Consider the following 23,283-nt stretch of genomic DNA (forward strand, 5'->3'; position numbering starts at 1 on the left):
GATTTTGAGCGCCATTTGCTAAATGATGCGCGAGATTTTGAGCGCCATTTGCTAAATGATGCGCGAGATTTTGAGCGCCATTAGCTGAATGATGCGCGAGATTTTGAGCGCCATTAGCTGAATGATGCGCGAGATTTTGAGCGCCATTAGCTAAATTATGCGCGAGATTTTGAGCGCGCTGAACAGAATTGAGTAAAATTCTCACAGGGCATTGTTGATTCAATGCCCTGTTTGCTTTTGTTTTCTGTGATGATTTTATGCTTTGTCATAAACTTGTAGTGTTCATTGAATAGATGGACGGCAGCACATCGGCTATCCGGTGTTGGGTAAATGCTTTTCAGGGATTAGGAATCATGGTGCAGAAACGCACATCGCAAAACACAGTTCTGGCTACGGCTCTGGCTTTTTTTATGGGGGCGGCAGCGGTAAATGCAGAAACGCTTAATCTTTATACCTCCCAGCCGGAAGCTGATGCGACAAAAACGGTAGAAGCATTCCGCAAGGCCAATCCCGATATTGATGTGCAGGTGTTTCGTTCCGGCACCAGCGATATTCTGAGCAAGCTGGCTGCAGAATTTGCTGCCGGCGCGCCGCAGCCGGATGTGCTGCTGATTGCCGATGCCGTGTCGATGGAGCTTCTGAAAAAAGATAATCGCTTGAAAGCCTATGAGGGTGCCAAAACAGAAGGTTTGGCAGAAGGATCTTTTGACAAGGACAAAACCTATTTCGGCTCCAAGCTTATCACCACTGGTATTGCCTATAATACACAGGCGAAAGCCAGGCCTGAGAGCTGGGCTGATCTTGGCGGGCAGGTATATAAAGGCCAGATCGTGATGCCAAGCCCGCTTTATTCAGGGGCTGCGGCCTATCTTTTATCCGGTTTTGCGCTTAGTCCTGAGCTTGGCTGGGATTATTTTGAAAAACTTAAAGCCAATGATCTTATCAGCGTGCGCGGCAATGGCGCGGTATTGAAATCTGTTGCCAGCGGCGAAAAACCTTATGGCATTCTGGTGGATTTTATGGCGCTTAATGCCAAGGCCAAGGGCTCGCCGGTGGAGTTTGTTTTCCCGAAAGAGGGCGTGCCTGCGGTGACTGAGCCGGTTGCAATCATGGCAACTGCCAAAAATGTTGCCGCGGCAGAAAAATTTGTTGATTTTATCCTTTCCGATGATGGCCAGAAGCTGGCGCTGGAGCAGGGTTATTTGCCCGCAAAAGAATCTGCCGGCCGCCCGAGCTGGTTGCCGGAGGGCACAAAAATTAACATTATGCCGATTGATACGCAGAAAGTACTTGGTGTAACTGAAGCCGATAAAAAGCGCTTTTCTGAGCTGTTTGGCGGTTAAGGCATTCGCAAATGATATTCAGAAAATCAGATCAGAGCCGGGATACGGCTCTGATTTTTCTTGTGGCGGCGGTTGTGTTCTTGCTGTCGCTATGGCCGATGCTGCGGCTGGCCGGTGAAATTATTATACCAAACGGACAGGTTGCAGACAGTGCGCTGCATTCCGCTTTATCCGCATCCTCCACATGGATTGCCACCCGTAATTCGCTGATCACCGGTTTTGGCGGTACTGCGCTTGCGGTTATTCTTGGCAGTGCGGTGGCATTGCTGGTCGGACTTACCAATATTCGCGGCCGCGGTATTTTTGTGTTGCTGTTTGTGGTGCCGCTGCTGATTGCGCCGCAGGTTACAGCTTTGGCATGGCTGCAGCTTTTTGGCCCCGCAAGCCCGTTTCTTAAATTGATTGGCATGGCGCCGGAGCTTGGCAGCCGTCATCCGCTATATTCCGCAACCGGCATTATTGTGTTGCTTGGCATTCAATATGCGCCGCTGGTGTTTTTAATTGTGCGGGCAGGCTTGCGCAAATTGCCGCGCGAGCTGGTTGAGGCGGCTTTAAGCAGCGGTGCCAGCAAATGGCAAGTGGTAACCACTATTATTATGCCGCTGATGACCCCTTCGGTCATTGGTGCTTCAGCGCTGGCTTTTGTCTCCTGTGTGGGTAATTTTGGCATTCCGGCATTTTTGGGCATTCCGGCAAATGTGCTGGTCTTGCCTACATTGATTTACCAAAAACTGGCTGGCAGCGGTCCTTCCGTTTTGTCGGAAGTGGCCGTGCTTTCCCTGCTGATCGGAATTATCGCCATGGCTGGCATTTTCTGTCAGGATTATATGGCGCGCCGCCGCGATTATCGCATTGCATCCACCTCACTGCCTGCGGCGCCTTTTGCGCTTGGGGCATGGCGGTTGGCGGTTGAACTGGCTTGCTGGCTGCTGATTGCCGTGGTGCTGGTGCTGCCAATGTTTGGCCTGCTTCTGACCGCGCTTGTGCCTGCTTTTGGCATTCCCCTGAGCCTGCAGACAGCAACATTGGATAATCTCAGATTTGTGCTGTTTGAGCATGCTGCGGTGCGGCGTGCATTGTTCAATTCTTTCATGCTGTCGCTTGCCGCTGCTGGTTTTGCGGTGCTGTTGGCCGTGCCGCTTGGCTATCTCATAACGTGGCGGGCGCGCTGGTGGACACGGCTGCTGAACCTTGCGGCAGAGCTGCCCTATGCCCTGCCGGGCGTGGTGCTCTCCATTGCGGCATTGCTGATGTTTCTCAAGCCTTTACCGGTTTTGGGGCTGCATCTCTATAATACAATCTGGATCATTCTTTATGCCTATCTGGCGCGGTTTCTGGTGTTGGCGCTGCGCCCCACCATAACCGGCCTGCATCAGATTGACCGCGCATTGGAGGAAGCCGCACAGGTGGCGGGTGCGGGGCTGATGACACGGTTGCGCAGCATTGTGTTTCCGCTGGTGGCACCGGCAACGCTGGCCGGTGGCGTGCTGATTTTTATGACTGCTTTTTCGGAGCTGACAGTTTCGGCGCTGTTATGGTCATCCGGATCGGAAACACTAGGTGTGGTGATTTTTTCTTTTGAGCAGGGTGGGGATTCACCCTATGCGGCGGCCGTTTCTGTGCTGGTCGTGCTGATTACATTCTTGCTGATGCTGGTGACCAATATGTTTGCCAGATATCTGCCTGACGGAGTTCTGCCATGGCGGGATTGAATATTTCACGGATTTCCAAGAGTTTTAACGGCACAAAAGTGCTGCAGGACGTGTCACTGGATATTGCCAACGGGGAGTTCATTGCGGTGCTCGGGCCTTCCGGCTGCGGCAAAACCACTTTGCTGCGCATGATAGCCGGTTTTGAACAGGCCGATGATGGCGTGATTTATGTTGGTGATACTCTGGTAACCGGAAAAGGGCAATTTGTACCGCCGGAAAAACGCCGTGTCGGGATTGTGTTTCAAAATTATGCCTTGTGGCCGCATATGACCGTGGCAGAAAATGTCGGTTACAGCCTGAAAATTACCGGAGTTGAAAAAGCCGAGCGTGCGCGCCGTGTGGAAGAGGCATTGAAACTGGTTGATCTGCAAGGCTATGGCACACGCCGTCCGGCCAATCTCTCCGGAGGGCAGCGCCAGCGTGTGGCCTTGGCGCGTTGTTTGGTTGCTGCGCCGTCATTGGTATTGTTTGATGAGCCGCTGGCCAATCTGGATGTGCATTTGCGCGCATCAATGGAAGATGAGTTTGCCCGTTTTCATAAGCGCACCGGCACAACTATTGTTTATATTACCCATGATCAGGCCGAGGCGATGGCTTTGGCCGATCGTATTGCCGTGATGGACAAGGGTAAGTTAGTGCAGTTTGCAACGCCGCAGACGCTTTATAATGAGCCTGCCAATGCAATGGTGGCCTCTTTTATTGCGCAAGGCATGGTGCTGCCAGCAGAAATTCTGAAGGTGAATGGCAGCGGAGCCTGCGAGGCGCTGGTGCTGGGTGAGCGGGTGCGCCTGCGCTGCCGGCCGGATGAGGTTGTGCGCAAAAATGCGCAAATCTGTGTGCGCGAGGATGATCTTGAAATGGTGCGGCAGGGTGGCTTTGCCGTGCGTGTGCGGCGTTCTGTTTATCAGGGCGGCGGCTCGCGTATTGAGGCATATGCCGTGCAGGCGCCGGAACTTAGCCTGCATTTCAAACGTGCAGATCCCTTTTATCTCAAGGCGGATGATGTTGCGCATTTAACCATCCGTTCCGGCTGGGTATTGCCGCAATCTGTTGCGCAGGCAGGTGCATGATGGAAATTAAACTTTATGGTGGTTTTGGCGAAAAGGGGCGCCTTGGTGCGGGGCTTGCTGCGGGGCAGACCCGGCTGTTGTTTGATATTGGTATCAAGGTCGGGGCAACAGGGCGCGATTATTATCCGCTGATTGAGGCAGATGATATTGCCGCACTGGATGCGGTGCTGCTTTCTCATGCTCATGAGGATCATGTGGGGGGCTTGCTGTGGCTGCTTGAACAGGGTTTTCAGGGGCGCATTTTCATGACTGCGGCAACCGTGGCAGAAACAGAACAGACCCTGAAAAACTATGCAGAACAACATCATCTGGTGCGGGTGGCATTGCCCCGTCAGCGCATTTCATTGTTTGAGGCCGGAGATATTCTGACCATTAAAGATGCACGGATTGCCACAGGCCGCTCCGGCCATGTGGCTGGAGGTGTGTGGTTTTGCACCAGTCTTGAAGGGCGCAGGATTATTTATAGCGGCGATGTGGTGCCGGACAGCCCTGTGCTGAAAATGGATGCTTTTCCGCAATGCGATTTGTTGCTGCTGGATGCCTCTTATGGCGCTGATCCGGTATCAGGGGCAATGCGTGCGCAGCAAGTCCGCGAATGGATTGTAAAAAATCGTGATGGCTGTTTGTTGCCAACCCCGCTTTCAGGCCGTTCACTGGAATTGCTGGCGCTTATGGCATCTGTATCCGGCAATTATGCCATTCACGCAGATATGCGTGCTGCACTGGCCGGCCAGATTGCACAAAGCGATGCGCTGCAGGATAATGCTGCGGTAAGGCTTAAACAATTTTTGCATCAGGCGCAGGATTGGCGGGAAGATCAGGCTTTGCCGCGTTGCCCGCTTTTGACCTTTGATGCTATGGGCCGGGCCGGGCCTTCCGTTTATGCCATGAACCGTGCGGTCAAAACCGGCTGGCCGGTATTGCTGACCGGCCATGTGCCGGAAGATACGCCGGCTCATGCAATGCTGCAGGATGAGCTGGCAGACTGGATACGCCTGCCGACACATCCGACCTTGAGCGGCATGGTGGAGTTGTGGGAACAGGCGGGCAGGCCTGTGCTCTATGGCCACTCCTGTTCTGCGCAATTGCTGGCAGAGCTCAAAGAGCATATAGCTGCCGTGCAGCAGAATGCAAAAAGCGGCGATATTATAAATCTGGGAGCGGTATGATGCGCATTCTTATTTGCAATGATGATGGTATTGATGCGCACGGGCTGACTTTTCTTGCACAAGCCGCCCGTTCTTTAAGCGATGATATTTGGGTGGTGGCACCCGATGGCAAGCGCACGGCTGCTGGGGCATCAATCACTATCGGCAAACCGCTGACATTGGTAAAGCGTGCAGAGCGGCAATATGCCTGCTCCGGCACACCGGCAGATTGTGTTGTCAGCGCAATGACATGGCTGTTTAAAGATCAGGCCAAACCCGATCTGGTTTTGGCAGGGATTAATGACGGGCGCAATGTTGCGGAAGATCTGGCCTATTCCGGCACGCTTGGCATTGCCCGTGAGGCGGCATTCTGGGGTATGGCCGCAATTGGTTTTTCACAGGTCAAGCAGCCGTGCCGCAATGAAGAGGACAGACAGGCGCTGGTGCATCTGTTACAGGAACTTTGGGCACAGCGTGGAGACTGGCACTGCGAAGGCCATTGGCTGAGCATCAATCTGCCCCACAGCCTGCCTGCACCGGTGGCACAACCGCGTATAGGACGGGATAAGATTGCCTCAACCGCAGATGTTATAAGCATGAAAGGTGATGAAACAGTGCTTATGGTGCCGCGCGGCCGCCCGCATTCCTCATCTGAAGGCGATGATAATGATGTGATAGATCGCGGTTTTATCTCTGTTAACCGGCTTAACTGGTTTGGCGGGACGCTGTTAGACGATCACTTTATTAAGGCCTTAGCGCCTGATTAAGGCTTTAGCCTCTGACTGAGAATAACCGCCTGATATAATTCAGGCGAGAAGCCGTTGTTATTATTCTGCTGCTTGTCTGGCCTGCGCCATAAGATCGTCTATCATATCCTGTGTCAGCTCATCATAATGCGAGATGATGCGGCTTGGTTCATAATGCGAGACATGAAGATCCGTATAGCCGAAATCCACCGCAATTACCGGAATACCGGCGGCTTTGGCCGCATCAATATCTGCGCGGCTGTCTCCCACCATAAGAGCCTGATGCGGGTTGCCTTGCGCCAGCGCAATGGTGCTGGTGATATGGCGCGGATCGGGCTTGCGATAGGGGAATGTATCCTGCCCGCAAATGGCGGCAAAACGGCGGGCTTCCCCCATGCTTTCGAGAAGTTTTTTGGCGCTGACTTCAAATTTATTGGTGCAGACGGCGAGAATATAACCTGCGGCATGCAACCGGTTGAGGCAGGCCGCAACACCGGGAAAATAGGCCGAGTGCCCGGGCATATTGCCGTTATAATGCTCCATGAAGAGGGCAAATAATTCCTGTAATTCTTCCCCGTTCAGTACTTTATTCTGTGCCTGACAGGCGCGTTCAATCATGACTTTTGCGCCCGAGCCGACAAATTTGCGCAAGGATACAGGATCTGCCGCTTGCAGGCCGCAGGCAATAAGGCAATGATTGAGGCTATCCAGCAAGTCGGGTGCGGTATCAACCAGCGTGCCGTCGAGGTCAAATACAATAATCGGCTTTGCTGTGGTTGCCGGCGCGGAAGAATGAGACATATCTGCCCCTCATGTCATATTCAATAATTGCTGCTGCATAATATGCAACTCGTTGTCAAACTTATCTGAAATTGCATTTATAGATAGTATTTTGTCATAAATAGGTGAACCATATGCAATATTATATTTGCCGTGCGTGGCGCTCGTGCTACATGCAAGGCAGAAATCACTGTACATTCTGAAAATGTGAAGCGATTTTTGGAAAAGATGCGCGTCGATACCGGAAGACAGGGCTTTGTCCGTGTATTTATATGGACGGAAAAAGCTTCTTAGCTTTTGTTGATGTTTTGCGCTTAGATACGGGAAGCAGATTATGAGTTCAGTTGATCCGCGTCAGTTGAAAATTGCCGCTGCCGCAGAGGCTTTGACCCATGTGAAAAGCGGTATGAAGCTTGGTATCGGCACCGGCTCCACAGCTGAGGAATTTGTGCGGTTACTGGCTGTAAAAGTGGCTGAGGGCTTTGATATTATCGGCGTGCCAACCTCGGAGCGCACTGCGGCATTGTGCCATGAGCTGGGCGTGCCGCTCACAACTCTGGAAGAAACCCCGCATCTTGATCTCACCATTGACGGCGCGGATGAAGTGGACAGCAAATTATCGCTGATCAAGGGCGGCGGCGGCGCTTTATTGCGTGAGAAAATTGTCGCTGCCGCATCCGATGCTATGATTGTGATTGCTGACGAATCAAAAATTGTGGAAACACTTGGCCGTTTTCCGCTGCCGGTGGAAGTGAATCGCTTTGGCCTTGCAGCGACAAAACTGGCTATTGAAAAGGCTGTTGCTGATCTGGGGCTTGAGGCACCGCTGGCCTTGCGCAAGCAGGGCGATGAAGTTTTTGTGACGGATGGCGGGCATTATATTCTGGATGCATCTTTTGGCCGCATTCCGGATACAGAAGCATTATCCGATGCGTTGTTTGCTATTCCGGGGGTTGTGGAACATGGTTTGTTTATCGGGCTTGCCCGTGCCGCAATCATTGCCGGAAAATCCGGCATACGCACCTTAACACCGGCGTGGAGATAAAGCACCAGCGTGAAATTGAGATGCCCGCTGTCTCATATTTGTCAGCGTGGCGGATAAGGATATTGAGCCTGTTCCGGAAAAAGCGCAGGTTTTGGTAATAATATTTCTGTCTGGCAACTGGCAGAACCTGATTTTGCACCGCTGAGCCGGTGCTGCTTGAATAGAAAACGGAGTATGAACCATATGACCAAGGCAATTGGGTATCGCCGTCTTTTTGCGCCGGCACTGGCGCTTACAATGCTGGCAGGTGTCAGTTTCGCACAGGCGCAGGAGGTTTCACAGTCGCATCTGGCTGCTGCGCGCGCTGCGATTTCAGCAATTGGCGCTACGGAGCAGTTTGATGGTATTCTGCCGCGCGCCGCACAGGCGCTGAAGGCAGAACTGATCCAGAAAGACCCGAACCTTGAAGCCATTATCACCAAGACCGTTGATGATAAGGCACTGGCTTTGGCATCACGCCGCGCGGATCTGGAAGCTGAGGCTGCCCGCGTTTATGCTAATTCCTTCACGGAAGATGAGCTGAAGGCGATCAGCACTTTTTACACATCGGAAGCAGGCAAGAAATTGATTGCCGAAGGCCCGATCGTTACCCGTGAAGTGCTGAAAGCTGCTGAAGTGTGGCAAAATGGCGTTGCCCGTGATCTGGCTGTGCAGGTGAGTGAAGTGCTCGCCAAGGCTGCAGGCAGTGCAGCACCGGCTGCCGCAGAATGAATATTTTCTTAAAGCCTGTATAAAGGCTTGAATATTATAGTATGAAAAGGCCGGCGCAGCATCATCCTGCGCCGGCCTTTTATGTGTTGAATATAGGGTGTAAGCCCGCCGGTCTTTTAGCCCGTCAATTTTTTAACCCGTCAACTTTTTAACATTGTGCCGGTTGCTTCACGCAGTGCATACCAGGACATGGCTTCTTCCAGAATATGCGGTGTTTGCCCGCCACGCGCACAGGCACGGGCAAAATAATCACGCAATTGCGGACGATAATCAGGATGCGCGCAGTTCTCAATCACCACAACCGCACGCTCGCGCGGAGCAAGGCCGCGCAGATCGGCAAGACCGTGCTCTGTTACCAGAATATCCACATCATGTTCCGTATGGTCAACATGGGGCACCATAGGCACAACCGAGGAAATTGTGCCGCCTTTGGCAACGGATTTGGTTACAAAAACCGAGAGAAAGGCATTGCGGGCAAAATCGCCTGAACCGCCTATGCCATTCATCATATGTGTGCCGGCCACATGGGTGGAATTGACATTGCCGTAAATATCAAATTCCAGCGCGGTATTGATGCCGATAATGCCAAGACGGCGGATAACCTCCGGATGATTGCTGATTTCTTGCGGGCGCAGGATCAGCCTGTCCTTATAGCGTTCAAAATTTCCGAAAACGCGTTCAGCACAAGCCTGACTCAGAGTGATGGAAGAGGCGGAGGCAAAGCTCAGCTTGCCTGCATCCATCAGGTCAAATGTACTGTCCTGCAGCACTTCGCTATACATGCGCAGGTCGTGAAAAGGGCTGTCCGTAAGGCCGGTCAGAACCGCATTGGCAATGGTACCAATTCCGGCCTGCAACGGGTTGAGCGACAGGTCAAGACGGCCTTTTTGAACCTCACTTTCCAAAAAACGGATAAGATGACCGGCAATAGCTGCGGTCTCGCTGTCTGCCGGCTCAATCAGCGAGGCGCTGTCTGATTGCTCGGTAATAACGATAGCGGCAATTTTTTCCGGCGGAATGGGAATATAAGGTGTGCCGATGCGGCTTTCACAGGAGACAACCGGTATAGGATCGCGGGAAGGGCGCTTGGTCGGAATATAGACATCATGCAAGCCCTCAAGCGTCAAGGGATGGCTGAGATTGATTTCCACAATCACTTTCTCGGCCAGAATGGCAAAGCTTGCTGAATTGCCGATTGAGGTTGTCGGAATAACACCGCCATCTTCATTAATGGCAATGGCCTCCACAATCGCATAATCAACCGGCCCGATCTGATTGGAGCGCAATTGCTCAACGGTTTCAGAAAGATGCTGGTCGATAAACATCACTTCACCGCGATTAATGGCAGCGCGCAATGTGCGGTCAACCTGAAACGGCATGCGGCGGGCAAGCACGCCGGCTTCAGTGAGAATCTTATCAACATCATGACCAAGCGATGCACCGGTGATCAAAGTGATTTTGAACGGGTTTTTGCCGGCCTGTTCGGCCATGGCAACAGGCACCGCCTTGGCATCACCTGCACGGGTAAAACCGCTCATGCCGATGGTCATTCCGTCTTTGATCAGGGCTGCGGCCTTTGCCGGCGTGACAACTTTTTCAAGCAGGGAGGAATTGCGGATACGATCTTCTAGCATGGTAAACCTGTATTCGAAGGATCTTTGACGGGAGGTTCAAAGACCGCACGTATAAGAACGCTGTTAATACGCAATCACGGCGTATTGATAGATGTTCAAAACTAACCTGTACGTAAACTGCGCTGAAATGCTTATCCCTTATCGCAGGCTTTGGCCAGTATTGCTGAAAGAGAAGACGGTTATTATCGAAGAAAAGGCATTTTGTCGCTATTTTACATCTGTTTGTCTTGATTTGAACAGATATAGCAGGATTGGCTGATGCAGTTCATGCCGGTTGGGAATGAATGCTTTTCACTGCGTTGCCAAGTGAGTTTGACGGGTTTAACAATACTGCCAATAAAATGAAACATGCAGCCTGAATGACAGACAGTGCCTTATGCCCGATCATCCGTCCCCGTTAACGCAAGCAACATCACCGGACGTTCAGCCGGCAGATCACTCTTTACAAACTTCTTTGCATAATTCTGGGCATAATGCTGGCCGCGATATCCAGACATCTTTTGCCTTGCGGTTGCGCTGGTTTGGCCGCGGAGCGCGTAATATTTTCAGCATACCGGCATTATTGCTGATCAGTTCTTTTATCGGCTTTGCCGGTGTGGCGATTGAGAGCGGCATCACCATAGGGCAGGCGGTGTTTATGACGCTGACCATCTGGGCTCTGCCGGCCAAAGTGGTGCTGATCGGCGCTATTTCTGCCGGCAGTTCCATTGCCGCAGCGGCGCTGGCGGTGGCTTTGTCTTCTGTGCGGCTGATGCCAATGGTGGTGGCTCTGCTGCCGGAGCTTAAAGGCACACGCTCACGCAAAATCACCTTGCTGCTGCTGTCGCATTTTGTGGCTGTAACCGCATGGGTTATGGCTATGGAGCAGTTGCGCCATATTCCGCGTGATTTGCGCACCAGCTATTTTGCAGGCATCGGCACAATACTGGTTCTAATCAATAGTGTTGTGGTGGCGCTGATCTATCTGTTATCGGCTGGCTTTCCGCCGTTTTTATTTGCGGCATTGTTTATGCTGACGCCCATGTATTTTCTCACCTCCCTGTGGCGCTCATCACGGGAGCAGGCGGGCAAGGCGGCCTTGCTCGGCGGCCTGCTGATTTTTCCGGTAATGCATGCATTCGCACCAGGTTATGATTTATTGCTCACCGGCCTTACCGGCGGCGCATTTGCATTCAGCTTTCATCTTTATGTGCAGCATCTGCGCCGCAAGGAGGCGCAATCATGAATTTTACCAGTTATGATACATGGTGGTGGCCATATTTATTCATCCTTATTGCCGGTGCGCTGGCAACGGATATATGGCGTTTTCTCGGTGTGCTGATTGGCGGTCGCATGAGCGAGGAATCGCAGGCTCTGGTGCTGGTGCGTTGCGTGGCAACAGCACTGGTGGCTGGCGTGATTGCCCAGCTTGTGCTTTATCCGACGGGGGAACTTGCCAATTCCCCGATGTGGCTGCGTGCAGGCTCTGCGGCAGCCGGCTTTGCGGCTTTTTTGCTGACAGGGCAGCGGATGCTTGTGGGAGTGCTTGTGGCAGAAGCCCTGTTAATGGCCGGGCTTCTGTTGTTATAGCAGGCTTTAAAAGCGCAATATAAGAAAAGATATAAACCTTATAAATTAAAGACTTGCGATAATTTTTTGACAATTATCCGCAAGAACAGCCGGATCTTCCATTTTGCCGGTATGGCCGGTAAGCGCAACGCCTTCAAAACGCGGAATAACGTGAAAATGCAGGTGGAAAACTGTCTGCCCCGCTGCCGGTTCATTAAATTGCATAATGGTTACACCATCTGCGTTAAAGGCCTTTTTCACTGCAACGGCAATTTTCTGTGTGGCGGCAATCAGTTTGGCTAAAACGGCGCTGTCCGCATCCAGAAGATTGCGTGACCCCTGTTTGGGGATCACAAGGCTGTGGCCTGTGCCCTGCGGCATCACATCCATAAAAGCATAGACATCATCATCTTCATAAATTTTATGGCTTGGAATCTCACCGCGCAAAATTTTTGCAAAAATATTATCGGCTGCATAAGCGGCTTGCTGATTATCTGGCATGTCTTGCTCCCTGATCCGGTTGATGAATTTTGCGGAACGGATTGTGTTCCGCATAATAATGGCGGGCCATTTCAACCTCCCTTGTTTCGCGGCGCAAATATTGCGCCACCGCATCACGAAAGGCCGGATGGCTGATATAATGCGCTGAATGGGTGGTAACCGGCTCATAGCCGCGGGCTAGTTTGTGCTCGCCCTGAGCACCGGCCTCCACCACAGATAATTTATGCGCTATGGCATAATCAATTGCCTGATGATAGCAAACCTCAAAATGCAAAAACGGATGATCTTCAATACAACCCCAGTGGCGGCCAAATAGCCTGTCGCCGCCAATAAAGTTAATGGCACCGGCAATATAGCGCCCGTTGCGTCTGGCCATGATCAGCACAATATCATCCGCCATACGCTCGCCGATCAGCGAATAAAATTTCCGGTTAAGATATGGCCGCCCCCATTTGCGGTTGCCGGTATCCATATAAAAGGCAAAGAACTGATCCCAGATATTTTCAGTAAGATCGCTGCCTGTCAGCCAGTCAATGCTGATATCATTGGCCAGCGCCTCGCGCCGCTCACGCTTCAGGACTTTACGTTTGCGGGAAACAAGTTCTTCCAAAAAGTCATCATAATTCTGGAATCCGTTGTTTATAAAGTGAAATTGCAAATCCTTGCGATGCAGAAAACCATGTGCTGTCAATGCCTGAATATCAGCCATTTCCGCAAATGTTACATGTGCGGATGAAAGGTGGTTCTGATCGGTAAATTGGGTAATCGCAGTGGCAAGCATTTGCTGCAATTGCGGGTTATGCCCGTTGGTGAGCAGGCGTGCGCCGGTTGCCGGTGTAAACGGAATGCCAAATTGCAGTTTGGGGTAATATTGGCCGCCGGCGCGCTCATAGGCTTCAGCCCAGCCGTGATCAAAAACATATTCGCCTTGACTGTGGGTTTTCAGATAGGCCGGAGCGGCGGCCAGCAAGTTACCTTGCGCGGTTTCAAGGCGCATATGGCAGGGCTCCCAGCCTGTATCGCCGCCAACACAGCCTGAATCCTCAAGCGCGGAGAGATAGGCATAGGATAAAAACGGATTATAGGCCTTGTTGATTTGGGGCGCAGAAGATGCGGGGATAAATTTGCGTGTGGCAGAAAACTGAGCCCATTCCTCACGGCTAAAATCCTGCATTGAGCTGATATTGCGCAAAATGATGCCGGCTTTTTCCTGTGCTTCCTCTTGCATGGCAAATAACCATTTCCGCCTGAAGGTTAACCTGTCTGTTCTCAGGGATTATGAGCACATATTGATAGCGGTTTATACCGGATGGCTCAAATTACGGGAAATGTTTCTGCCGGTCTTGATACACCGGCAGAAACTGCATTGATCAGGCAAATGCACTGTCGGGAATAAAGCCTTCAAAGGTGATTTGCCCGGCATGCAGGTCACTCACCGCCTTTTCTTCCTGATTGCGCACTGTCCATGTGATGACCGGGCGCTTTAATATATCGCGGAAAAAGGTGATGAACGGATTTGGCAAATGGTGGAAATTGTAGGAAACAAAATCCACATCATAAGCGAGCATGGCAAAGTGCTTTTCCATATCCGCTGCGTGAATGCCTTCCGCTGTCAAGCCTGCCGGAATGCCCGGTGCATCGCTGCGGAACCGGCGGATGAGATGGTGATCAAAGGACATGATTGCCGCTTGACCCTGATAATTTTCCAGCTCTTTTGCAACAGCAGCAACAAGGCCTTCATCCTGCCCCTGCACGCCTTTGAGCTCAATCACCAACGGCACGCGGCCGGCAACCAGATCAAGCATTTGCCGCAGCGACGGCGCGTGATCCTGCGTGGTGCCGATTGTCAATTGCTGTGCTTCTGCCAGTGTGAGATCGCAAATGCGGCCTTCACGGCCAGCCAGACGATCCAGCACATCATCATGAAAAACGATAACTCCGCCGTCTTTGGTCAGATGCACATCGCATTCAATGGCATAATTGCCCGCAATTGCTGCGCTGAAAGCCGGGAGCGTATTTTCCCAGACCTGTTTGTTCATATCATGCAGTCCGCGATGGGCGACGGGTCTGCGGGTCAGCCATTGCAGATCAGCTTGCTGCACTGCACTCATGATCAGGCGACCTCGATAACGGCTTCAATTTCAACCGGCGCATTGAGCGGCAGACCGGCCATGCCCACAGCGGAACGGGCATGTTTTCCGGCTTCACCCAGCACATCAATAAACAGCTGTGATCCGCCATTGGCAACCACGTGCTGATCGGTAAAATCAACAACGGAAGCAACAAAAACAGTAATTTTTACAATACGCTTGATGCGGGAAAGGTCGCCGTCAAGTGCTGCCTTTGCCTGTGCCAGCACATTGATGGCGCAATATTTTGCAGCTTCCTGTGCCTGTTCAATAGTTAGATCGCGGCCAACAAGACCGGTGGAAACGAGCTTGCCGTCTTTAAGTGGCAATTGGCCGGATGTGTAGAGCAGATTGCCGCTGCGCATAAATGGCAGATAGGCTGCAGCCGGTGCAGCTGAATCTGGAATGGTGATGCCGAGGTCTTTAAGGCGGGTTTCAATTGTTGAGGTCATGGCGCTCTTTCCGGTTTTTGCCGTCACCGCCTTTTTACGGGCATATGAACGGCAGGGTCATAAATGTGCGGTGATAAAACCGCAGGAATTCTTTATTCTGTTCCGGTTCATTCTATCTGACAGCGCCGGATATAACACGATTATAATATAGCCGGTGCTGCTGTTTTATGCATGGATAGGCTGTGCGTTTTCGGACACGCCAGACATAAAAAATAAACCGAAACGAATAGAATCAGTGGAGCATAGCAAAAGCTGTGATTTTTGCCTCGCTTCCGCCATGAGTTATTTTAACATGGCGATAAATTTATCGGAGAATCTCTATGCGTTTTTTGCAGGCTCTGTCGTTCAGGTCCGGTTTTATGTCTGTTGCGGTGTTTGGCGTTTCGGCTGTGAGTGTGGCGTTGTCGGTCACTGTGGCCAGAGCAGGCAGCACATTGCTGCCGCATCGTGCTGTTTATGACCTGACCCTGGAGCGCGCGGATGAGAAATCCGGTATTAATGGTGTCACAGGGCGCATGGTTTATGAGTTTAATGGTTCTGCCTGTGAGGGCTATACCACGAATTTTCGCTTTGTAACGCGCATCGATATGGAAGATCAGGAGCAGCGCATTACCGACCAGCAGGCAACCACTTTTGAGGCGGGTGACGGCAGCCGTTTTCGTTTTGTCAACAAAACCTTTGTGGATAAGGAACTGGTCAAAGAGGTGCGCGGCAATGCAGTGCTGACAGACAAGCAGACAGATGTTGTGCTGACAAAGCCGGAAAAGAAAAATCTTAAATTGGCGCTTTCGCAATTTCCGACCCATCACATGGAGGAAATGCTCAGAAAAATTGATGCAGGGGAAACCTTCTATCAAACCACACTTTTTGACGGTTCTGATGATGCTGATAAAATTATGGCGACAACAGCTGTAATTGGCAAGGGGCAGACTTTTCCGGCAGATGATGAAACCAAAATTATGGGCGAGGTGGCCAAACAGGAGAGCTGGCCGGTTACGGTTGCTTATTTTGATGATGAGGAAAATGTTGAAGGGCTGCCGGTCTACCGGATTAATTTCAAATTATACCGCAATGGCGTTACCCGTGACCTGAAAATGGACTATGGTGATTTTGCCATGAAAGGCACTCTGGTTAATCTGGAAATGTTCAAACCATCGCCTGATAATGCGCCCTGCAAATAAACCTTTTCCTTGTTGTAAATGGCAGAAGCCGGCCACAAGGCCAGATTGAGCTTGCATTTTGCGGCGATATGCGTTAATCGCCGCATCATTCCACACACGGGATTTGGGTTATGTGCGGGAGAAATCCGCACAACACCTCCGGTGGCACAATGTGCCTCAGCCCGTGGAGGTTCAACCGGAAAAGGAAAATTGACATGGCATTGCCTGAATTCAGCATGCGCCAGCTTCTGGAAGCTGGTGTTCACTTCGGTCACCAGACACATCGCTGGAACCCGAAAATGGCACCTTTTATCTATGGTGCGCGCAACAATATCCACATTCTTGATCTGGCTCAGACCGTTCCTTTGCTGCATAATGCGCTGAAAGTTGTTTCTGACACGGTTGCCCGTGGCGGCCGCGTGCTGTTTGTCGGCACCAAGCGTCAGGCTTCGGAAATTATTGCGGATGCAGCCGGCCGTTCGGCTCAGTATTATGTTAATTCCCGCTGGCTCGGCGGTATGATGACCAACTGGAAAACCATTTCCAACTCGATTCAGCGTCTGCGCAAGCTTGATGAATTACTGTCGGGTGAAGCGCAGGGTTATTCCAAGAAGGAACGCCTGACACTGGAACGTGAACGTGAAAAGCTCGATCGCGCTCTTGGTGGTATCAAGGATATGGGCGGCGTTCCAGATCTGATGTTCATCATCGATACCAATAAGGAAGCAATCGCCATTCAGGAAGCCAAGCGTCTTGGTATTCCGGTTGTTGCTATTATCGACAGCAATTGTAACCCTGATCAGATTGATTATCCGATCCCGGGCAATGATGATGCCGCACGCGCCATCTCGCTTTATTGCGATCTGGTTGCCAAGGCTGCGCTGGATGGCATTATGCGCCAGCAGGGCGCATTGGGCATTGATATTGGTGCGGCTGTTGAAGCGCCTGCAGAGCCGGCGATTGAAGCTGAAGAAAACGCTTAAGCTGTTTTTGATATCTTCCGGATCTTAAACCGGGTCCGGAAGATTTTTTCTTATAAAGACATGATTTGCCGGTGATGACAGGCCTTCAAAAAACTGAAGCTTTTAACCGGTAAACCGGAGCGGGAAAACCGTTTTTGATTCCCATAAATACCGGAATCCGTGTCTTGAATAATGAGAGTCTTTTACGACTCCTGCTATCCCGTTTGTAGAGGCCGGCGCAATGCAGTATATGCGGCGCGGGATGTAATGATTAATCGGTCATTGGTTGAAAAAGGACAGATCAGCTGTCTGCACAATGACCCGTGGCGGGCAGGCCGCTTTGCCGGATGTCTGCTGCTTATCTCAAAGAGGCGACAATGAGCATTACCGCAGCAATGGTTAAAGAACTTCGTGAACTCAGCGGCGCAGGCATGATGGACTGCAAGGCTGCCCTGAACGAAAATAATGGCGATATGGAAGCTGCCATGGACTGGCTGCGCAAAAAAGGTATTGCCAAAGCCGATAAAAAGGCTGGCCGCACTGCCGCAGAAGGACTGGTCAGTGTTGCGTCTGAAGGCAAAAAAGCTGTTGTTATTGAGGTTAACTCTGAAACAGACTTTGTTGCCCGTAATGCGGCTTTCCAGGAAATCGTTGCGAATGTAACCAAGGTTGCACTGGGTACTGATGGTTCAACCGATGCGGTTGCAAATGCTATTTATCCGGGTTCCGACAAAACAGTAACCGAAACCATCAAGGATGCTGTTGGCACGATTGGTGAAAATATGGCTTTCCGCCGTTCCGCTGCCCTGAGCGTGGAAAACGGTGTTGTTGCTTCTTATATCCATAATGGTGTTGCCGATGGCCTTGGCAAGCTTGGTGTTCTGGTTGCCATTGAAACCACTGGCGATGTGGAAGCTGCAGGCGCTATCGGCCGTCAGATTGCCATGCATGTTGCCGCAACCAATCCGCTTGCTCTGACCTCTGCTGATGTTGACCCTGCTGCGGTTGAACGTGAAAAGGCAATTTTTGCTGATCAGGCTCGCCAGTCCGGCAAGCCGGAAGAAATTATTGCCAAAATGGTTGACGGCCGCATGCGCAAATTCTTTGAAGAAGTTGTGCTGCTGTCGCAGGCTTTTGTTATTAATCCTGATCTGAGCGTTGAGGCTGCCCTGAAGGAAGCTGAAAAGGAAATCGGCGCACCAGCCAAGATCACCGGTTTCGTGCGTTTTGCACTGGGCGATGGCATTGAAAAAGAAGAAACAGACTTTGCGGCTGAAGTTGCAGCCGTTAACAAAGGCTGATTTTTTGTAATATGCCTTTCTGCATTTGCGGGGAGTGCAATTTGTAAAGCTTGTTTAAAACGAATGTTTTGCATTCAAAAATGCCGGTCTGGCTCTGTCAGGCCGGCATTTTTATTGTCTTTGCCACAAAACCTGTCAGTTATGCAGGCCGCGGCGTGACAATGGCGCGTCCTTGATGTATGCGGTGCATATTCATGCTTTTTCTTGTCATTTGCGCCGGTCATGCAATTATGCCTGACAACGGCTGCTTGCGGCGGAAAATCAACAGCCTGTTTCATGTTTTTTTTAAAACATTGAAATGCTCTTGAAATATCCGCGCTGCTGCCTGAAATGCCTGCGCAATGATGCAGTAAAAACGCAAAACTGTTTGAGGAACATGTCCGCTTGCCGGTGGGGCAGATCGGGCCGAAAATAAAAAGGGATCCCATGGCTGGTAAGACTTTATATAAACGGGTTCTTCTCAAGGCGTCAGGTGAGGCGCTGATGGGCGAGCAGGGCTTTGGTATTGATGTATCCGTTGCTGATCGTATCGCGGCCGATATTGCTCAGGCGCGGGCGCTTGGCGTTGAGGTGGGCGTGGTTATCGGCGGCGGCAATATTTTTCGCGGGCTTGCCGTGGCTTCCAAAGGCGGGGACCGCGTGACCGGTGATCATATGGGAATGCTCGCAACGGTGATTAACTCGCTGGCACTGCGCACATCTCTGGTTAAGCAGGGCGTTGATTCTGTGGTGCTGTCGGCGATTGCCATGCCGGAACTGTGCGAAAGTTTCTCGCAACGTCAGGCAACGGCCTATATGGATCAGGGCAAGGTTGTGATTTTTGCCGGCGGTACCGGTAATCCGTTTTTTACAACCGATTCTGCCGCCGCACTGCGCGCTGCGGAAATTGGCGCCGATGCCTTGTTTAAAGGAACGCAGGTTGATGGTATTTACAGTGCGGATCCTAAAAAAGACCCGTCGGCAACCCGTTTTGATCGTCTGACCCATAAGGAAGTGCTCGATAAGGGGCTGGCGGTGATGGATGTGACGGCTGTGGCTCTGGCGCGCGAAAATCACATTCCGATTGTGGTTTATTCGATCCATGAAGCAGGCGGTTTTGCGCAGATTTTGCAGGGCAAGGGCCGTTCCACTGTGGTAAGCGATGCCTGAAGATGAATGGCTTGATGGCGGGATAAGTCAATTCAATGCTGCGGGTGCTGCGTTTTTTGCTTATCATTTGCCTCAAGCTGTTTTAAACAAAAGATGAATTATGCGGATATGACCTGTAATCCGCACCATAAACATATCTCCGTTTGCCGGTATTTTGCGGGCGGCGGAGGCTGTGCAAAACGATAATCCGGAGCGGTTGAGATGATTGCTTGCTGTTTCGGCAGTGATAATGCATCCGGATGCTATGAGACGTAAGGCGTGCGTGCCCAAGGAGAAATGATATGAGCGACGCTCTGGATATAAATGATCTGAAACGCCGTATGGAAGGTGCTATTCAGTCCTTCAAGCATGATCTTGGTGGCCTGCGCACCGGCCGCGCTTCGGCAAGTCTTCTGGAGCCTCTGACAATTGAGGCCTATGGTTCGGTTATGCCGATCAATCAGGTTGCGCAGATTACTGTTCCTGAGGCGCGTATGCTTTCGGTTTCAGTTTGGGATAAAAGCATGGTTGGTGCGGTTGAGCGTGCTATTCGTGATAGCGGCCTTGGCCTTAACCCGATTACAGACGGCCAGACTTTGCGCGTGCCATTGCCGGAGCTGAATGAACAGCGCCGCAAGGAGCTGGTCAAGGTTGCAAGCCAATATGCGGAAGGCGCCAAAGTTGCGGCGCGCCACGTGCGCCGTGATGGAATGGATCAGCTGAAAAAGTTGGAAAAAGATGGCACAATCAGTCAGGATGACAGCCGTGTCTTGTCTGACAAGGTGCAGAAAATGACCGATGAGACAATTGCAGAGGTTGATAAGCTTCTGGCTGTGAAAGAAGCTGAAATCATGCAGGTATAATTCTGCATTTGCTTTATTTGCAAAAAATGCGGTTTGCACATCCTGTAAAGAATGTGCAAATCGTGTTCTTTTGTCTGAAAATCGTAACCTGTTGCCTTAAAATGTGACCGATTGCTTTTAAAATAGTGTTTGTGGTGCGACATTTCCGGTTTTAATAAACCATCCGGCGTTTTTGTTGCCCAGCTGCCAAGAAGAGGAAGTGTCCTGAATGTCCGATCCGCGCCACATCGCCATTATCATGGATGGCAATGGACGTTGGGCTGAAGCGCGTGGCTTGCCCCGTGTTGCAGGTCATAAAGCGGGCGTGGAGACGCTGCGTGATATTGTGCGTGCTGCCGGTGACAGCGGGCTGGATTTTTTGACGCTGTTTGCATTTTCTTCTGAAAACTGGTCGCGGCCGCAGTCTGAAGTCAGCGAGCTTCTGGGGCTTTTGAAATTGTTCATCCGTCGCGATCTGCACAAATTGCATAAAAGCAATGTGCGGGTGCGCATTATCGGTGCGCGTGCTGATCTGGCAGCGGATATACGGGCATTGCTATATGAGGCGGAGGCGTTAACCGCCGCCAATACCAGCCTGACATTGGTGATAGCCTTTAATTATGGCGCGCGGGATGAGTTGACGCGCGCCATGCAGGCGCTGGCGCAACAGGTGGCATCAGGAACATTGCTGCCGGAGGCGATAACGCCGGAGCGGATTGGCGCACAGCTTGATACGGCAGATATTCCTGATCCTGATCTGATTATCCGCACCAGCGGAGAAATGCGGCTTTCTAATTTTCTGTTATGGCAGGCGGCTTATTCTGAATTTTATTTTGTGTCGGACTATTGGCCGGATTTTAAACCGGTGCAGTTTTTTTCCGCAATTGAGGAATATCGCAAGCGTGTGCGCCGTTTCGGCGGCCTACCGGAAGAGAATATACCGGAATTTTCTGATAAAGCAGAGGCCGATATTGTGCCATTGCGTCATAGCGCGGGATAGAGGATATAGAAAATTTCAGGCTGCCGGATACTGGCAGATGACATGATATTTCAGGGGCGAGGGTATTTGTGTCCAATTTACAATTGCGTATCATAACGGCGGCTGTGCTGGCACCGGTTACGATTTTGCTGATCTGGCTCGGCGGTGTGAGTTTCCGCATTTTGGCGGTGGCAATCGGTTTTGCGATTTTTTATGAATGGACAACATTGAGCGCCTCAAAACAAACGCGCTCCGGCCTGATTACCGGCTGGGCGGTGCTGATTGTGGCGGCGGCTCTGCTGTTTATGAAAATGCCGGCCATTCAGGTGCTGGCACTTATTGCTGCCGGCAGTGTTTTTCTGGTTCAGCGTGCCAATTGGGCTGCAGGCGGGCTGCTTTATGCCGGCGTGCCAATGGTGTGTCTGGCTATGTTGCGCGGTGATACAACCACAGGCCTGATAGCAATTATTTATCTTTTTGCCCTTGTCTGGGCAACGGATATTGCAGCCTATTTTACGGGGCGCGCATTGGGCGGGCCCAAGCTTGCGCCGCGCTTTTCGCCTAATAAAACCTGGTCGGGCGCCATTGGCGGTGTTGTAGCAGCCATGATTGCCGGAGCTATGGTGAGTTATCTCAGCTTTGACCGCATCAAAATACCTATGATCATTCTGGCTGCCATGCTCTCTGTGGCCTCGCAGGTGGGTGATCTTGGAGAATCATGGGTAAAGCGGCGTTTTGGCGCCAAGGATTCCGGAAAATTGCTGCCGGGGCATGGCGGTGTGATGGATCGTGTGGACGGGCTGATTATTGCCGCTGTGATGCTTTATATTATCGGCGCTCTGGTTACCGGTGCTGATTCACCTGCAACCATGTTTGTCGGCGCGATCTTGCGGCCGCTGTAAGATTTTTGATTATTGAATGACGGGAGACGGATTTTGAGCGATCCCCTGGGATATTTATTCGGCAGTGAAAGCCTGCTGGTTGGTACATTGCTTCCGTTTATTCTGGTTCTGGCCGTAGTGGTTTTTGTCCATGAGATGGGGCATTTTCTGGTCGGGCGTTTGTGTGGCATTGGTGTGCAGGCCTTTTCTGTTGGCTTCGGGCCGGAGCTGTTTGGCTATACGGCACGCAATGGCACGCGCTGGAAAATCTGTGCGATTCCGCTTGGTGGTTATGTTAAATTTGTCGGCGATATCAACGCTGCAAGCGCGCCTGATGGTAAAGCCATATCATCTTTAAGTGAAGCCGATAGCAAGGTGGCATTCCATACGCAGGCCTTATGGAAACGCGCTGCCACGATTTTTGCAGGCCCTGCGTTTAATTTTCTGCTGACAATCGCGATTTTAAGCTTTTTCTTTGCCAGTTACGGGCGTGTGGTCGCTGATCCGACCATCGCGGAAGTGATGCCGGACAGCCCCGCAGCTGCGGCCGGTTTTAAGCCTGGCGACCGCTTTCTTGAAGTGGAAGGCACAAAGGTTGATACATTTTCCGATGTTCAGCGCATTGTAAATGGCCGCAGCGGCGATGAATTGTCATTTTTGATTGAGCGTGACGGACGCAGGATACAGCTCCATGCCGTGCCGGAAGTGAAGGAGCAGACCGATGCGCTCGGCAATAAAATCAGGATTGGCCTCATCGGTGTAACCATAACCAGAGACAGCGGTAATTATCGCCGTGTTGAATATACGCCGCTCGAATCGGTGGGGGCGGCAGTGGTTGAGACCGGTCATATTATCAGCCGCACCGGTACATTTTTAAAAAGAATGGTAATGGGGCGTGAGGATAAGTGTCAGTTAGGCGGGCCGGTAAAAATTGCTAATATGGCAGGGCAGGCCGCACAACACGGCTTTGAATGGCTGGTTCAATTGATTGCAATGCTGTCTGTTGGTATCGGCTTGTTTAATTTATTTCCGCTGCCCCCTCTTGATGGCGGGCATCTGGTGATCTATGCCGGTGAGGCTGTGTTGGGGCGTCCGGTTCCGGTTGCAATGCAGGAAATGTTCTTCCGGGTCGGTTTTTTTGTGGTGCTGGGCTTTATGGGATTCGTTTTCTACAACGATCTGTTTGCCTGCTGAGGCAAATTTGCACCAAA

23 protein-coding genes are annotated in these 23,283 nt (G+C 51.4%); 17 read left to right on the forward strand and 6 right to left on the reverse strand.

Annotation, left to right across the window (positions count from 1 at the left end):
• Nucleotides 1-353 precede the first annotated feature (353 nt).
• The 5 genes from ACSTTO_RS08630 to ACSTTO_RS08650 are packed head-to-tail and all read left to right on the forward strand — an operon-like array spanning nucleotide 354 to nucleotide 6,040.
• Nucleotides 354-1,343: an ABC transporter substrate-binding protein gene (locus ACSTTO_RS08630; RefSeq protein ID WP_439272745.1), complete on the forward strand. Its 990-nt coding sequence runs from the start codon at nucleotides 354-356 to the stop codon at nucleotides 1,341-1,343.
• 11 nt (nucleotides 1,344-1,354) lie between these two features.
• On the forward strand, nucleotides 1,355-3,055 hold the full coding sequence (locus tag ACSTTO_RS08635; RefSeq protein ID WP_439272746.1) for an ABC transporter permease: 1,701 nt from the start codon (nucleotides 1,355-1,357) through the stop codon (nucleotides 3,053-3,055).
• Nucleotides 3,043-4,125 carry an ABC transporter ATP-binding protein gene (locus ACSTTO_RS08640; protein WP_439272748.1) on the forward strand — a complete coding sequence of 361 codons (1,083 nt, stop codon included), beginning with the start codon at nucleotides 3,043-3,045 and terminating at the stop codon, nucleotides 4,123-4,125. Before ACSTTO_RS08635 ends, ACSTTO_RS08640 begins: the two co-directional genes overlap by 13 nt.
• Entirely contained in the window at nucleotides 4,122-5,294 is a 1,173-nt protein-coding gene (locus tag ACSTTO_RS08645) for an MBL fold metallo-hydrolase (RefSeq protein WP_439272749.1), read from the forward strand. The genes ACSTTO_RS08640 and ACSTTO_RS08645 overlap by 4 nt, the downstream gene beginning before the upstream one ends.
• The gene (locus ACSTTO_RS08650; RefSeq protein WP_439272861.1) at nucleotides 5,294-6,040 is read left to right on the forward strand and encodes a 5'/3'-nucleotidase SurE; all 747 of its coding nucleotides are present in this window, start codon (nucleotides 5,294-5,296) and stop codon (nucleotides 6,038-6,040) included. The genes ACSTTO_RS08645 and ACSTTO_RS08650 overlap by 1 nt, the downstream gene beginning before the upstream one ends.
• 60 nt (nucleotides 6,041-6,100) lie before the next feature.
• Here ACSTTO_RS08650 and ACSTTO_RS08655 read toward each other — a convergent pair whose 3' ends face one another.
• The gene (locus tag ACSTTO_RS08655; protein WP_439272750.1) at nucleotides 6,101-6,820 is read right to left on the reverse strand and encodes an HAD family hydrolase; all 720 of its coding nucleotides are present in this window, start codon (nucleotides 6,818-6,820) and stop codon (nucleotides 6,101-6,103) included.
• A 313-nt stretch (nucleotides 6,821-7,133) separates the two neighbouring features.
• Between ACSTTO_RS08655 and rpiA the strand changes: the two genes are divergently transcribed.
• Both rpiA and ACSTTO_RS08665 read left to right on the forward strand, forming a co-directional pair.
• Entirely contained in the window at nucleotides 7,134-7,844 is a 711-nt protein-coding gene (gene rpiA, locus ACSTTO_RS08660) for a ribose-5-phosphate isomerase RpiA (protein WP_439272751.1), read from the forward strand.
• Between the two features lie 183 nt (nucleotides 7,845-8,027).
• Nucleotides 8,028-8,555, forward strand: coding sequence for a DUF2059 domain-containing protein (locus ACSTTO_RS08665; RefSeq protein WP_439272752.1), 528 nt, complete (start codon nucleotides 8,028-8,030; stop codon nucleotides 8,553-8,555).
• 140 nt (nucleotides 8,556-8,695) lie between these two features.
• Here the strand turns inward: ACSTTO_RS08665 and scpC are convergent, their stop codons facing one another.
• On the reverse strand, nucleotides 8,696-10,189 hold the full coding sequence (gene scpC / locus ACSTTO_RS08670; protein WP_439272753.1) for a succinyl-CoA:acetate CoA-transferase ScpC: 1,494 nt from the start codon (nucleotides 10,187-10,189) through the stop codon (nucleotides 8,696-8,698).
• Between the two features lie 454 nt (nucleotides 10,190-10,643).
• Between scpC and ACSTTO_RS08675 the strand changes: the two genes are divergently transcribed.
• Both ACSTTO_RS08675 and ACSTTO_RS08680 read left to right on the forward strand, forming a co-directional pair.
• Nucleotides 10,644-11,414: an AzlC family ABC transporter permease gene (locus tag ACSTTO_RS08675; RefSeq protein ID WP_439272754.1), complete on the forward strand. Its 771-nt coding sequence runs from the start codon at nucleotides 10,644-10,646 to the stop codon at nucleotides 11,412-11,414.
• Nucleotides 11,411-11,758 carry an AzlD domain-containing protein gene (locus ACSTTO_RS08680; protein WP_439272755.1) on the forward strand — a complete coding sequence of 116 codons (348 nt, stop codon included), beginning with the start codon at nucleotides 11,411-11,413 and terminating at the stop codon, nucleotides 11,756-11,758. Before ACSTTO_RS08675 ends, ACSTTO_RS08680 begins: the two co-directional genes overlap by 4 nt.
• Before the next feature lie 45 nt (nucleotides 11,759-11,803).
• On the opposite strand, the gene ACSTTO_RS08685 is transcribed toward ACSTTO_RS08680, so the two are convergent.
• The 4 genes from ACSTTO_RS08685 to ACSTTO_RS08700 form a co-directional block, all read right to left on the reverse strand.
• The gene (locus ACSTTO_RS08685; protein WP_439272756.1) at nucleotides 11,804-12,238 is read right to left on the reverse strand and encodes an HIT family protein; all 435 of its coding nucleotides are present in this window, start codon (nucleotides 12,236-12,238) and stop codon (nucleotides 11,804-11,806) included.
• On the reverse strand, nucleotides 12,228-13,412 hold the full coding sequence (locus ACSTTO_RS08690) for a GNAT family N-acetyltransferase (protein ID WP_439272862.1): 1,185 nt from the start codon (nucleotides 13,410-13,412) through the stop codon (nucleotides 12,228-12,230). The genes ACSTTO_RS08685 and ACSTTO_RS08690 overlap by 11 nt, the downstream gene beginning before the upstream one ends.
• Nucleotides 13,413-13,608: 196 nt before the next feature.
• On the reverse strand, nucleotides 13,609-14,349 hold the full coding sequence (locus ACSTTO_RS08695; RefSeq protein ID WP_439272757.1) for a glycerophosphodiester phosphodiesterase: 741 nt from the start codon (nucleotides 14,347-14,349) through the stop codon (nucleotides 13,609-13,611).
• A gap of 2 nt (nucleotides 14,350-14,351) precedes the next feature.
• Nucleotides 14,352-14,819, reverse strand: coding sequence for a RidA family protein (locus ACSTTO_RS08700; RefSeq protein WP_439272758.1), 468 nt, complete (start codon nucleotides 14,817-14,819; stop codon nucleotides 14,352-14,354).
• A 320-nt stretch (nucleotides 14,820-15,139) separates the two neighbouring features.
• On the opposite strand from ACSTTO_RS08700, the gene ACSTTO_RS08705 reads away from it, so the two are divergent.
• The 8 genes from ACSTTO_RS08705 (at nucleotide 15,140) to rseP (ending at nucleotide 23,266) form a co-directional block, all read left to right on the forward strand.
• Nucleotides 15,140-16,000, forward strand: a complete 861-nt coding sequence (locus ACSTTO_RS08705) for a cell envelope integrity EipB family protein (RefSeq protein ID WP_439272759.1) — start codon at nucleotides 15,140-15,142, stop codon at nucleotides 15,998-16,000.
• Nucleotides 16,001-16,194: 194 nt separating this feature from the next.
• A complete protein-coding gene (gene rpsB / locus ACSTTO_RS08710; protein ID WP_439272760.1) occupies nucleotides 16,195-16,962 on the forward strand; it encodes a 30S ribosomal protein S2 in 768 nt (255 codons plus the stop codon).
• A gap of 356 nt (nucleotides 16,963-17,318) precedes the next feature.
• Entirely contained in the window at nucleotides 17,319-18,242 is a 924-nt protein-coding gene (tsf, locus tag ACSTTO_RS08715; protein ID WP_439272761.1) for a translation elongation factor Ts, read from the forward strand.
• A gap of 426 nt (nucleotides 18,243-18,668) precedes the next feature.
• Complete coding sequence (gene pyrH, locus ACSTTO_RS08720) at nucleotides 18,669-19,391, forward strand: UMP kinase (RefSeq protein WP_439272762.1); 723 nt, start codon at nucleotides 18,669-18,671, stop codon at nucleotides 19,389-19,391.
• Nucleotides 19,392-19,672: 281 nt separating this feature from the next.
• A complete protein-coding gene (frr, locus tag ACSTTO_RS08725) occupies nucleotides 19,673-20,233 on the forward strand; it encodes a ribosome recycling factor (protein ID WP_439272763.1) in 561 nt (186 codons plus the stop codon).
• Nucleotides 20,234-20,441: 208 nt separating this feature from the next.
• Nucleotides 20,442-21,212 carry an isoprenyl transferase gene (locus ACSTTO_RS08730; protein WP_439272764.1) on the forward strand — a complete coding sequence of 257 codons (771 nt, stop codon included), beginning with the start codon at nucleotides 20,442-20,444 and terminating at the stop codon, nucleotides 21,210-21,212.
• A gap of 68 nt (nucleotides 21,213-21,280) precedes the next feature.
• Entirely contained in the window at nucleotides 21,281-22,093 is an 813-nt protein-coding gene (locus tag ACSTTO_RS08735) for a phosphatidate cytidylyltransferase (RefSeq protein ID WP_439272765.1), read from the forward strand.
• Between the two features lie 33 nt (nucleotides 22,094-22,126).
• Nucleotides 22,127-23,266: an RIP metalloprotease RseP gene (gene rseP, locus ACSTTO_RS08740; RefSeq protein ID WP_439272766.1), complete on the forward strand. Its 1,140-nt coding sequence runs from the start codon at nucleotides 22,127-22,129 to the stop codon at nucleotides 23,264-23,266.
• The last annotated feature ends 17 nt before the right edge of the window (nucleotides 23,267-23,283 follow it).

Source organism: Pseudochrobactrum albidum (assembly GCF_051851455.1).
Classification (GTDB): Bacteria; Pseudomonadota; Alphaproteobacteria; order Rhizobiales; family Rhizobiaceae; genus Pseudochrobactrum.